Origin of the sequence: Lawsonella clevelandensis, from assembly GCF_003241315.1 — a bacterium.
Lineage (GTDB): Bacteria > Actinomycetota > Actinomycetes > Mycobacteriales > Mycobacteriaceae > Lawsonella > Lawsonella clevelandensis_A.
Genome location: NZ_QFOZ01000004.1, coordinates 135,793 through 147,959 on the forward strand (window position 1 = coordinate 135,793; position 12,167 = coordinate 147,959).

Here is a 12,167-nt window from a genome sequence, read left to right on the forward strand (position 1 = left end):
ATTCACAATCTCTAGCGTGCCACATTTCACCGAGTAGGGTAGACACAGAGATAAAGAAGGGGATAAAGAAGGGTGTTTTTGTGTCTGATCTTCGTTCGCGGATAACCGCAACTGACAGTAGCGGCGCACCACTAGGAACTAACGTGGCTATTGTGGGTGGCTCCGTCATTGGTCTTGCCACTGCACTGAAAGCCGCCTCGGCGGGTTTCACGGTTACTGTCTATGATCCGTCTTTATCGTGGGCTAATTCCGCTGGCTGGTGTGCCGGCGGCATGTTGGGGGGCATTACCGAAGCATGGCCGGGGGAGGACGAGCAACTACGTCTGGGTGCCGCCTCGCTGCGTCACTGGCCGGGTTTTGGGGGCAAACTGAACGCCAATCACCCCCACGTGTTCACCTCCACGGTGGGGACACTCAATGTGGGTGTGGATGCGGGGGACGTGGCGGACCTGGAGAAGATCTATCAGTACGTCACCACCCGTGAGGATCTGTGGGCGCGGGGCGGCACTATTGATGGGGTGGCCCCCTTCCTGGCTCCGGGTTCTGATAATCCGGTGGATGCGCGGATGCGGAAGATTACCCGCCGGGAACTGCGGGCCCTGGAACCCTCGTTAAGCCGGGCGGCGCGGGCTGCCCTGCTCACTGAGGGCGAGCGTTCTGTTGATAACCGGGAATTATTGGCAGCATTGCGGGAACAGTGCGAGGGCACCTATGGTGTCACTCTCTGCGAACGCCAGATTGATGACTTAAACGACCTTGTTAATGGCACAATTGGCCGCTACGACCAGGTTGTGTTGGCAGCCGGGAATGGGTCCCAAGCCTTGGCTGCCACAGTCGGTATTAATCTGCCTATTCGCCCTATCAAAGGCGAGGTGCTGCGGCTGCACTCGCGGCCGGGGGTTCCGGAGCCGCCGAAGCGCACTATTCGCGGTCGCGTGCATGGGCGGCCCATCTATCTTGTGCCACGCCCGTGGGGCCTCCTTATTGGTGCCACGGAGTATGAGCATGGCGAGGATCGCCAGGTGACGGTCGGTGGTGTGCTGCAGCTGCTGGAGGATACGGAGATTCTCTTCCCCGGCGTCACCGACTATGAACTGTATGAGTGTATTGCCGGTTTACGCCCCGGCAGTATAGATAATCTGCCCTATTTGGGGCGCGTGCCGGAGGCTCTCGATGGCCGACTGGTGGTCGCTACCGGGCATGGGCGCAATGGTATTTTGCACACTCCACTGTCTGCGGTGGCGGCGGTGGCTGCCCTCATAGGGCAGGAATTGCCCGAGGCGAAAGCGTGCGATCCGCATCGTATTCCTAACTTCATCCTGTAGCAGGGTGACGGGATAGGTCGTTAGAGTAAAAGTAGGAATAGAGAACGTAGGGAGAAGGGAGAAACGCATGACTATTACCGTGAATGGGGACACCGTCACTATCGCCGATAATGCTACTGTTGCAGACCTTATGGCGGAGCGTCATCTCACTAGCGCAGGGACTGCTGTGGCTGTCAATGCTGCGGTTGTTCCAGCCTCCACATGGTCCACCACTACTCTCGCGCCGGGCGCTGAGGTGGATATTCTTACTGCTGTACAGGGAGGCTAGCACATGCGTGATGCCAACCAAGCGGAGGAACTGAGCCAGCGTCTGGCTGCAGAGGATCATCGTCAGGTGGGGGAGGATCTCCTCACTATTGCGGGTCGGACGTTTCGGTCCCGGCTCATTATGGGCACTGGTGGAGCCGCTAATCAGCAGGTGTTGAAGGACGCTCTGGATGCGTCCGGCACGGAACTCACTACAGTGTCTATTCGCCGTGTTGACCCGCGTTTAGGGCATGGCACGGGTGCGGCCAGCACGCTAGAGCTTCTGCAGGATCTCACTATTGATCCGCTTCCCAATACGGCGGGCTGTCGCACTGCGCGTGAAGCTGTTTTAACAGCCCAATTGGCGCGGGAGGCTCTCGGCACGGATTGGATCAAGCTGGAAGTTATTGCGGATGATCGCACGCTACTGCCGGACGTGGTGGAGCTATTAGACGCCGCTGAGCAGCTTATTGATGATGGCTTCACTGTCTTGCCGTACACCACCGATGACCCCATTATTGCCCGCTATTTGGAAGAGGTTGGCTGTTCTGCGGTTATGCCATTAGCGGCCCCTATTGGAACCGGGTTGGGTATCCGCAACCCACACAATTTGGAGATGATTATTTCCCAGGCGCATATTCCGGTGGTGTGCGATGCCGGTATTGGGACTGCCTCCGATGCTGCTCTAGCCATGGAAATGGGGTGTGATGCAGTATTAATGGCGTCTGCTATTACGCGGGCAAATGATCCGGTGATGATGGCGCGTGCTATGCGTCACGCTGTTAGTGCGGGGCGTGCCGCATATTTGGCGGGGCGTATGTCGAAGCGTTTCTGGGGTAAAGCATCCTCCCCCGCGGGACATTTTGATCTTTCTGATAGTGAAGAGTGATCTCCCGCGGCTAATCACCCGCGGCATACGCGTGACATACATAGGACACTGCTAGCGCCTTCACAGGATACACACAGGTTAGCGGAGAAAACTGGACCGCATGATAGAGATTTCTGGGCTCACCAAGCGGTTCGGCAAACGCACCGCTGTTGATAACCTCACATTCACTGTTGAACCGGGACACATCACCGGCTTCCTGGGACCTAACGGCGCAGGCAAATCAACAACTATGCGCATGATCGTGGAACTAGAAACCCCCAATGCCGGTTTCGCTCTTATCGACGGTATGCGCTACCGCGATCTGAACAATCCCCTCTGCACGGTGGGTGCTCTCCTGAACACCAACTGCATGCACCCCCGTCGATCCGGCCGTAATCACTTGCGATACATGGCGGCCTCCAATGACATTCCCATGAATCGCGTAGAGGAATGCTTAGCCCTTGTTGGCTTAACAGAGGTTGCTAGTCAGCCCACCAAATCCTATTCCCTCGGTATGCGGCAGCGCCTGGGAATGGCAGAAGCGATGCTGGGTAACCCCCGCTATCTGCTTTTCGACGAGCCTGTCAATGGCCTGGACCCGGAGGGTATCGCCTGGTTCCGCCGCTTCGCGAAGAACCTAGCTGCAGAGGGGAGAGGAATTCTGGTCTCCTCGCACCTACTGGCAGAAATCTCGCAGACTGCAGACCGCCTTGTCGTTTTGGGGCAGGGCAAGTTGCTTGCCAATACGTCCATTGCTGAATTTGAGAAACAGGCACCTACCCGCGTCCGAGCCCGCACAAAGTTCGCCCCGCAATTGGTGCGGATTCTTGCTGAGGCTGGCTTATCCGCCGCCGTTGACCCCACTGACACCAGTAGCGATTCATCGCTGGGCACCGCCGTCATCGTGGATGCGGATAATACGTCCGTTGTTGCAGATCTCGCCGCAAAAAATAATATTCCGCTCTATGAGCTAGTGGTTATTGGTGCCAGTGTGGAGGACGTCTACCTACAAATGACGCAGGATTGGGAGCAATACCGCAGTGGTGGCACTTCCTTGACTACCAACGGTAACGGGCAGGAGGCCAAGTAGCATGAAAACTTTCTACAACGCCATGCGCGCCGAATGGATCAAAATGTGGTCCGTTCGCTCAACACTTATCTACACCATCATTATTGCTGTGTTGGGAATTGCTAATTCCGCCTTTATGGCCTGGTACTACAAGAACCTGCCGCAAGCCCACTATATGGGTGATGGCTTCTACTATCCCCCCGAGGGCGTACTCATGGGGGTGACGAGTGCTGGTATTGTCGTTGTTCTTCTCTTCAGTATCACTATTGTTACTAACGAGTACAACACTCTCAGTATTGAACCCACGTTCCGCGGAGTGCCGCGCCGCCCTCTCGTCTTTCTAGCAAAACTTGTGGTGGCTGGGCTCTACATGGCACTGGTTGGCCTCGTCGTTACTTTTGTGAGCACGCTAGTATCCAAGCTCATCGCGCTGAATTCAGGAACACTGGATATTTTCTCCGCAGACTGGGCGGGCTTCTACTGGCGTATCCCCGTTGGTTTCTTCCTCCTGACCATACTCTCCATGGGCATCGGCATGATTATCCGCAACACTGCTGGTGCTGTCGCTTTACTTGTGGTGTGGATGACGGCTATCGAATCCATTCTTATCGCCATTACCCCCAAGGTGAACTTTGGCCCGTACCTGCCATTCCAAAACCTCAGCGCATTCATTAATGGTGGTGGAACCCTCCAAATGGTGCACTTTGAGTGGAATTATCTCGGCGCAGGAGGATACTTCTTCGGTATTGCAGCTGCCCTCTTCATCATTGGACTATTCGTCACAGATCCCATGTTGCGAAAATTCCAGATTCACCAGAAACCAGCTGTAGCCGCGCTGGACAATCCATCTCACTAAAACACAGCCGTAACAAAGTACGGAAAAGCCGGGACAGTACGTACTGTCCCGGCTTTTCATATGTATACTCTTTTGTCCTATTTATCCTCTTTACCCAGGCTTGTTCTGAACTCGGAGACAGGCACGTACACCTCGCCACCAACAGCCTCAAACTGGGCGGCCTTCTCCCGCATGCCAGCGGCAATAGCCTCTTCGCTATCTAGGCCATGTTCGCGGGCATAATCCTGCACGTCTTTAGAGATGCGCATAGAGCAGAATTTCGGGCCACACATGGAGCAGAAGTGGGCATGCTTGGCAGGCTCCGCCGGCAGGGTTTCATCGTGGAAGTCCTGGGCCGTATCCGGGTCGAGGGACAGGGCGAACTGGTCACGCCAGCGGAAATCGAACCGTGCTCTAGACATGGCATCATCGCGGGCCTGCGCATTCGGTAGTCCCTTTGCCAGGTCGGCTGCGTGGGCGGCAATCTTGTAGGTTATGCACCCTACTTTGACGTCGTCACGGTTGGGCAGCCCCAAGTGCTCTTTCGGGGTGACGTAGCAGAGCATGGCGGTGCCGGCCTGGGCAATAATCGCCGCTCCAATAGCGGACGTAATGTGGTCGTAGGCGGGGGCAATGTCAGTGGCCAGTGGCCCTAGTGTGTAGAAGGGGGCTTCGTGGCACCAGTCCTCCTCCAGGGTGACGTTTTCTACAATCTTGTCCATGGGTACGTGGCCGGGGCCCTCAATCATCACCTGCGCACCGTGTGCCCAGGCGATCTTCGTCAACTCACCCAAGGTGTGCAGCTCGGCTAGTTGTGCCTTGTCGTTGGCGTCGGCGATAGAGCCGGGACGCAAGCCGTCACCTAGCGAGAATGTCACATCGTAGCTGGCCAGAATGTCGCACAGTTCCGCAAAATTCTCGTAGAGGAAGGACTGCTTGTGGTAGGCCAGGCACCAGGCCGCCATGATGGAGCCGCCGCGGGAGACAATGCCCGTCACCCGGTTCGCGGTAAGCGGCACATACTGCAGTAGTACGCCGGCGTGGATGGTCATGTAGTCCACGCCCTGTTCGCACTGCTCAATAACAGTGTCCTTGTAGATTTCCCAGGTGAGTTTGGCGGGGTCACCCTTCACTTTTTCCAGCGCCTGATACATGGGGACGGTACCCAGCGGGGTGGGGCAGTTGCGGAGAATCCACTCGCGGGTTTCGTGAATGTTCTTGCCGGTGGACAGGTCCATGATGGTGTCTGCACCCCAGCGGGTGGCCCACACCATTTTCTCTACTTCCTCCGCAATGGAGGAGCTGACGGCGCTGTTACCAATGTTGGCGTTAATTTTGGTGGCGAACTTTTTGCCGATAATGCAGGGTTCTGCCTCCGGGTGGTTGTGGTTGCAGCAGATGACGGCGCGGCCGGCGGCAACCTCTTCCCGCACCATCTCTGCGGGCATGTTTTCGCGGGCGGCAATGAACGCCATCTGGGGGGTGATGATGCCGTTGCGGGCCCACGCTAGCTGCGTGCGGACACGCTTCTGACCCTCGGGGGTGTTGCTGGTGGGGTCGGCGGGGACGGCGGCGAATTGCGGCCACGTGGTGTGGAGGCGCTCTAGGCCGGCCTCCAGATCGGGCTGCTGGGGGTAGGTGCCGTCCTCTGCGGGGGCGTACTGGTTTTCGGTGTAGATACCGGACGTGTCGTACACGTCGCAGTGTTCCCCATTGGTGAGGTTGATGCGGCGTACTGGAACATGGAGTGTGCAGGTGCTGGGTGAGCCCTCCAGGAGTGCAGCCCCGGGGGCGGATACTGCGGCGTCGTAGGGGACGTCAATGTAGTGCTTTTCGCTGTGGTAGATGGGCCCCGTGGTGATGGTGGCAAGAGAACTGTGGGCAGAATTGTTCATTATGGCTCCCTCTTCGGCATTATCCGATCAGGTCATGGCGGTATGCGCGCGTCTGCGCATTCTCAGCCCCGGGATTGTGGAGCACCCGCAAGTGTTAGTTATGCGTACAGCATATTGCTCATGTGTACAGTACCGAGCGTAGTCCATGGGGTAGTGATGTGATGTGTATGCAGGTGGGGAGTTCGCGCTAGGCTTACGCTTTCCTCTATTCCCCCTATGCGCGTCCCTATGCGGTACCCCTGTGCGTGCCCTTATGTGGTGTCCTTATGCGCGGCACAGGCTATAGCTCAGCCCGGTACCTTCCCCTGTTATGGACTAGAGGAGCGGCACCGGGCTGAATACTTATGTCAACCTCACTCGCGGTGGGCTAGTTCTTGTGTCTTCTTGGAATGTTGATTCTCGGGAAGCGTGTCTTTGCCGCGTTTCACTACTTTGGCGTCCGGGTTGAACACTACTTGGGTGTCTTTATCCTCATAGTCGAACTTGTTGAGGAAGTAGCGCAGTGCGTTAATGCGGGCGCGTTTCTTGTCATTGGATTTAATGACGGTCCACGGTGCCCAGTCGGTATCCGTACGACGGAACATTTCCTCTTTAGCGTTCGTGTACTTTTCCCACTTATCCAGGGACTCGAGATCCATGGGGGAGAGTTTCCAGCGGCGTACCGGGTCCAGTTGGCGGATCGCGAAGCGGGTGCGTTGTTCCTGCTGGCTCACCGAGAACCAGAATTTGGTGAGGGAGATGCCGTCTTCAATGAGCATCTTTTCAAATGTGGGTACTTGGTGCATGAAGAGTTCGTACTCGTCCTGCGTGCAGAAGCCCATGACGCGCTCCACATTGGCGCGGTTGTACCAGGAGCGGTCAAACATGACGATTTCGCCGGCAGACGGCAGGTGCTCAATGTAGCGCTGGAAGTACCATTGGTTCTTTTCCCTCTCCGTGGGTTTGGTGAGGGCGACGACGCGGGCGTGGCGAACGTTAATGTACTCGTTGAAACGCTTGATGGTGCCGCCCTTACCGGCAGCATCACGGCCTTCGAAAATAATGAGGTGGCGTTTCTTATTATCCACTGACCAGTTTTGAAACTTCAGTAGTTCAATTTGCAGAAGATACTTCTCCACCTCGTAGCTATTGCGGTGCATACGGTGGTGGTAGGGATAATTCTCCCTCCAGGTATCGACCGCCTTGCCGTTGATGTCAATGAGGTCGGGGTCTTCTCCGTGGTCGTCACGGACGGTGTAACCTTCGGCGCGGAGACGGTCAATGTAGTCTCTAAGTTCGCGGTTTTCCATTCCTACCCTTTTGTCCAGTTAGATACACCAAGTGTAGCGGGGGAAACGATAAAGATCTCCTCCGCTTGCTGTGACAGTAGCAAACCGGCTGCAGTTAGTGGCGGATTACTTGTTGCGATCGGTGAAGAATTGGGGGAGGGGCTTTGTACCGGAGGGGCATGTTACAGAGGAGAGAACGTCTTCTTCTGCAGCGGGAACGGTAACGTTACGGCGAATGACCTTAACGTCTTTGGGATTGCTGGCGGTGCACTCCACAACAAGCTTGCCATTGTAGGTGTTTGCGGTGTGGTTAGTGCAGGTGACGCCAGCTTCTTGTTCGGTGGTGTAGGTGGTGCAACGGGGTTGTTCAGCTGCAAACGCGGTGGGCATTGCGGCAAGTGGCACGAGGAGGGCGGATGTAAGACCAAGAGATAGCGCGGTAAGACGTGTCATACCTTCATACTAGGAGGTAAAAAGCGAAATTTAAAGGTGTAAACATCCCTTCTCCTATTGTTCATCTTCGCAGCTAAATAGTCATTTTCGGAAATGAATAAAACTATCTCAATCGTTCCACAAAAGAGCTAGTCCGCAACCTCAATAAGCACCGGAACATGGTCGCTGGCGCCCTCACCTTTACGCTCCTCGCGATCAATAGAAACCCCCGTAACGCGATCCGCCAGCGCCGGGCTAAGGTACGCAAAATCAATCCGCATTCCGTAATCCTTCGGGAAACTGAGACGCGTGTAATCCCAATACGTATACGTGTGCGGAGCGGGGAGGAACTCGCGGGTCACTTCCCGGAAACCAGTGTCGCCAATAGCGGCAAACGCCTCCCGCTCAGGCGGGGAAAGATGGGTTTTCCCCACAAAAAACTCTGGATCCCACACGTCAGTATCCAGCGGCGCAACATTCCAGTCGCCCGCCATCATGATATTTGCGTCGGGGTTGTCTGCTAGCCATTTCGCGGAAGCCTCCCGCAGTTTCCGCATCCACTCCAGCTTGTAGGTGTAGTGGCGGTCCGTCAGCTCCCTACCATTGGGAACATATAAACTCCACAATGTTATGGGTCCGGTGGGCTCCAACGAACCAACTACTGCGGAAACAGCGCGGGCCTCCCGCACTTGTTCAGCGGTGGGGTCTTTAGCGAAGCCAGGCTGGCCAGGGAAATGCTCCTGGATATCCTCCACCCCAATGCGGGAAATAATAGCGACGCCATTCCACTGGTTATAGCCCACATGGGCTACCTCGTAGTCAATCTCCTCAAAACGGTCGAAGGGGAACTGCTCATCTTTACACTTCGTCTCTTGAATACAAAGAGCGTCCACATCATTGGCAAGTAGCCAGTCAGTAACACGATCTACACGGGCACGAATTGAGTTCACATTCCAGGTAGCCAAACGCATGGTTGCAGTCTACCCGCGCAATATACGACGGCGCGGGCTGTACTGTGTGAATCGCTGTGCGAATCGCTGTGCAAGCCGCGCGCTAACCCGGCTGTTAGGACGCGAAAGGATCAGGGTCCACACCCGGCATCCACGTCCGCCCCGGCTGGTCCCACTTGCGGTTCTTAAACACACGCTTCACCTTGGGACGCGCAAAAACGGGCACGAACTCGGTATACAGGTGGCCATCTAAATGTCCCACCTCATGCTGCAAGCATTTAGCGAAGAAACCATAGCCGGATAGAGTAATGGGTTTGCCCTGCTCATTGAAGCCCGTTACCTGCGCCCAATCGTAGCGGTCTAGCGCAAACTGTACCCCGGGAACGGACAAGCAGCCCTCGCCTTCACGCATAAGAATCTGTCGCCCGTTCGGGGGATTATCCACCGTCAGCACCGGGTTAATGACGCACGCCACCTGGTTGACGCCATCGCTACTCCACCCCGGTTTACCAGCCCGCGTGGCAATCATCTCCGGGGGCATGGGTGCCCCCTCCGGCAAGTCCGTGTCGGGGCAGTCAATAACGAAGAGTCGTTTCCCCACCCCAATCTGGTTCGCGGATAACCCCACCCCGCCGCTCGCCGCCAGTGTATCCACCATGTCGGCAATAAGCGTGCGGAGTTCGGGCGTCACCCCCGCGCTAAGATCAACCAGCTCAGTGGGATTATGCAGCACGGGGTCACCGGCAATAACAATAGGGCGCACAGTCATGCCATAAGTCTACCTGCATGTGAGGGTGGCCTCACCATCTTCATTTCTCTAACGTTCGTGCCCTATCCCCAGGTCAGCTAGGATAGAAGCGTGCGTTACCTATCTACTCGAGACCAAGAACACACCACCAGCAGTTTCTGCGATATCCTCCTCGAAGGACTCGCCCCAGATGGTGGACTCTACCTGCCCGAGCAGTACCCCACCATTGGGGACGCTGAGCTCAACCGCTGGCGCGACCTCCTTAACGAGCAGGGCTATGCAGCCCTCGCCGCTGACGTGCTCACCCTCTTCATCGACGACATACCCGCCGACGACCTCAAAGATATCTGCGCCCGCGCCTACACCACCCCCAAATTCTCCGAAGCCGACATCGTCACCGTCACCCCCCTCGAAGACGGCATCTACCTTGGTGGCCTCTCCCACGGCCCCACCGCCGCCTTCAAAGACATGGCCATGCAGCTCCTCGGCGAACTCTTCGAATACGAACTCAAACGCCGCCACCAGGTTCTTAACATTTTGGGAGCCACCTCCGGCGACACCGGCTCCTCCGCCGAATACGCCATGCGTGGCCGCGACGGACGACCCCAACATCGTCAACATGGCCGTTGACGGCGTCTTCGACGACTGTCAAGACATCGTTAAAGACGTCAGCCGCGACCTCCAGTTCAAACGCACCTGGAACATCGGCGCCGTCAACTCCATCAACTGGGCTCGCCTCATGGCGCAGGTCGTCTACTACATCTGCTGCTGGATCCGCCTCACCGAATCCGTCGACCCCAGCCAACGCAACACCACCAACGTCAGTTTCGCCGTCCCCACCGGCAACTTCGGTGACATTTGCGCCGGGCACATCGCCCGCTGCATGGGGTTGCCCATCGACCGGCTTATCGTTGTCACTAACGAAAATGACGTCCTCAACGAATTCTTCACCACCGGCGTCTACCGGGTGCGCTCCGCTGAGCAAACCCTGGCCACCTCCAGCCCCTCCATGGATATTTCCAAAGCCTCCAACTTCGAGCGCTTCATCGCTGATCTTCTCGGCCGCGACGCCGCCCGCATTAATGACCTCTTCGGAAAGCAGCTCGCCAGCCAGGGCTACATTGACCTGTCCAACGATCCCACTTTCGCCACAGTAGAAAGTGAGTACGGATTCCTCTCCGGCCGCTCTACCCACCAGGACCGTCTCACCACCATTCGCACCTCCTGGCAGGACTGTGGCACCATGATTGACCCGCACACTGCCGACGGTGTGAAAGTGGCCCGCGACATGAAAGCCGACGGCACCGTCACCACCCCCATCATCTGCCTAGAAACCGCGCTGCCCGTTAAATTCGCAGAAACCATCAAGGAAGCCACCGGGCGGCTCCCCGACACCCCCGCCCGCTTCCACGGTATTGAAGACCTCCCCCGGCACGTTGTGAACGTCCCCAATGACACGCAAGCCGTGAAGGACATCATCGTCACCACCCTCACCCCACACACGCAGGAGTAACACCCGGTGCTGACAGAAACAGAACACGACATCCTGAAATTTGAGCGGCAATGGTGGCGCTACGCCGCCAGCAAAGAAGACGCCATTCGCGTGCAGTTCAACATGACCCCCATCAACTACTATCAGAAGCTCAACACACTTCTTGATAAACCCGAAGCCCTGGCCGAAGACCCCGCACTAGTACGGCGCCTCCGCCGCATTGCCGACTCCCGCTCACGGGCGCATCGCAACTTCACAAAGAAAAAATAAAACCCGTAATACGACCCCCTTCCAATAACCGCTAGACTAACAACGTGGCTGATATGAACAAGAGCACCCAAGACGACACTAACGACAAGATGCAAGAGAATAGCCTAGAGAACGAGGCTCAGAACAGCACCCAGGACAATGCTCAAGACAGCATTGAGCGTGACTCCGCCGGCTTCCCCTACCGGGCTCTCGCCATGGTCCTCATTGCCGCAGCACTCGTCTGCGCTATCGTTGGTATCTTCATGCTGGTAGACAACGGACGACACGAAGTTCACGTCCGCACCACCCCCGACACCTCCAGCTCCAGCACCGTGAGTGAAACCTCCACCCACAAAGATCAGCCCAACCAGGCCAAACAGCCCACCAAGAAAGCAGACACCCCCGAAAAAACCCAAGTAGATAAGGGAGCCGTGCGCGTCATCGTCCTCAACAACACCACCCGCGAAGGCTACGCCGGCACCACCAGCGGCCAGCTAAAAGACGCCGGCTGGACCAATCAAACCGCCGCCGCCAACTGCCCGCAAGGCTCCTGCGGTGCCCTCAGTGCCTCCACTGTTTTCTACAAGGACACTCCCCAAGCTAAAGCCGCCGCAGAGGACATTGCCAAGCAACTCCACTTCACCACCGCAGCACGCCCCGACTGGCTCAACAACCACCCCGAGGACGTCGTCGTTGTCCTCGCCAACGACTAAACCGCACTAGCTATCTAGCTATCTAGCACTGTCTATTTCGCACTAGTCATACTGTGCCGCCCGCAACGGCAAACCCA

12 protein-coding genes, 1 pseudogene and 1 riboswitch are annotated in these 12,167 nt (G+C 56.8%); of the genes and pseudogenes, 8 read left to right on the plus strand and 5 right to left on the minus strand.

The window, feature by feature from the left end; all coding sequences use genetic code 11:
- Positions 1–80: 80 nt before the first annotated feature.
- The 5 genes from DI579_RS04210 to DI579_RS04230 all read left to right on the plus strand — a co-directional run bounded on the left by DI579_RS04210 (position 81) and on the right by DI579_RS04230 (position 4,364).
- Positions 81–1,325, plus strand: coding sequence for an FAD-dependent oxidoreductase (locus tag DI579_RS04210; RefSeq protein WP_290598494.1), 1,245 nt, complete (start codon positions 81–83; stop codon positions 1,323–1,325).
- 67 nt (positions 1,326–1,392) lie between these two features.
- On the plus strand, positions 1,393–1,593 hold the full coding sequence (gene thiS / locus DI579_RS04215; RefSeq protein ID WP_290598493.1) for a sulfur carrier protein ThiS: 201 nt from the start codon (positions 1,393–1,395) through the stop codon (positions 1,591–1,593).
- 3 nt (positions 1,594–1,596) lie between these two features.
- Positions 1,597–2,460 carry a thiazole synthase gene (locus DI579_RS04220; protein ID WP_290598492.1) on the plus strand — a complete coding sequence of 288 codons (864 nt, stop codon included), beginning with the start codon at positions 1,597–1,599 and terminating at the stop codon, positions 2,458–2,460.
- Positions 2,461–2,560: 100 nt separating this feature from the next.
- Positions 2,561–3,529, plus strand: coding sequence for an ATP-binding cassette domain-containing protein (locus DI579_RS04225; protein WP_303678764.1), 969 nt, complete (start codon positions 2,561–2,563; stop codon positions 3,527–3,529).
- Between the two features lies 1 nt (position 3,530).
- Positions 3,531–4,364, plus strand: coding sequence for a hypothetical protein (locus DI579_RS04230; protein ID WP_290598490.1), 834 nt, complete (start codon positions 3,531–3,533; stop codon positions 4,362–4,364).
- A 77-nt stretch (positions 4,365–4,441) separates the two neighbouring features.
- Here the strand turns inward: DI579_RS04230 and thiC are convergent, their stop codons facing one another.
- The 5 genes from thiC to DI579_RS04255 form a co-directional block, all read right to left on the minus strand.
- Complete coding sequence (thiC, locus tag DI579_RS04235; RefSeq protein ID WP_303678765.1) at positions 4,442–6,238, minus strand: phosphomethylpyrimidine synthase ThiC; 1,797 nt, start codon at positions 6,236–6,238, stop codon at positions 4,442–4,444.
- Positions 6,227–6,337: riboswitch (TPP riboswitch) on the minus strand. It overlaps the preceding gene by 12 nt.
- Before the next feature lie 254 nt (positions 6,338–6,591).
- Positions 6,592–7,527 (minus strand): polyphosphate kinase 2, encoded by a 936-nt coding sequence (gene ppk2 / locus DI579_RS04240; RefSeq protein ID WP_290598488.1) that lies wholly within the window; start codon positions 7,525–7,527, stop codon positions 6,592–6,594.
- 105 nt (positions 7,528–7,632) lie between these two features.
- Positions 7,633–7,959 carry a hypothetical protein gene (locus DI579_RS04245; protein WP_290598487.1) on the minus strand — a complete coding sequence of 109 codons (327 nt, stop codon included), beginning with the start codon at positions 7,957–7,959 and terminating at the stop codon, positions 7,633–7,635.
- A 128-nt stretch (positions 7,960–8,087) separates the two neighbouring features.
- Complete coding sequence (locus DI579_RS04250; RefSeq protein ID WP_290598485.1) at positions 8,088–8,909, minus strand: exodeoxyribonuclease III; 822 nt, start codon at positions 8,907–8,909, stop codon at positions 8,088–8,090.
- 94 nt (positions 8,910–9,003) lie between these two features.
- Positions 9,004–9,657 (minus strand): peptide deformylase, encoded by a 654-nt coding sequence (locus tag DI579_RS04255; RefSeq protein WP_290598484.1) that lies wholly within the window; start codon positions 9,655–9,657, stop codon positions 9,004–9,006.
- 90 nt (positions 9,658–9,747) lie between these two features.
- Here DI579_RS04255 and DI579_RS04260 point away from each other — a divergent pair.
- The 3 genes and pseudogenes from DI579_RS04260 to DI579_RS04270 all read left to right on the plus strand — a co-directional run bounded on the left by DI579_RS04260 (position 9,748) and on the right by DI579_RS04270 (position 12,090).
- Positions 9,748–11,149 (plus strand): annotated as a pseudogene (locus tag DI579_RS04260) (threonine synthase).
- 6 nt (positions 11,150–11,155) lie between these two features.
- Complete coding sequence (locus tag DI579_RS04265) at positions 11,156–11,398, plus strand: DUF3263 domain-containing protein (protein WP_290598482.1); 243 nt, start codon at positions 11,156–11,158, stop codon at positions 11,396–11,398.
- Between the two features lie 53 nt (positions 11,399–11,451).
- On the plus strand, positions 11,452–12,090 hold the full coding sequence (locus DI579_RS04270; RefSeq protein WP_290598547.1) for a LytR C-terminal domain-containing protein: 639 nt from the start codon (positions 11,452–11,454) through the stop codon (positions 12,088–12,090).
- Positions 12,091–12,167 lie beyond the last annotated feature (77 nt).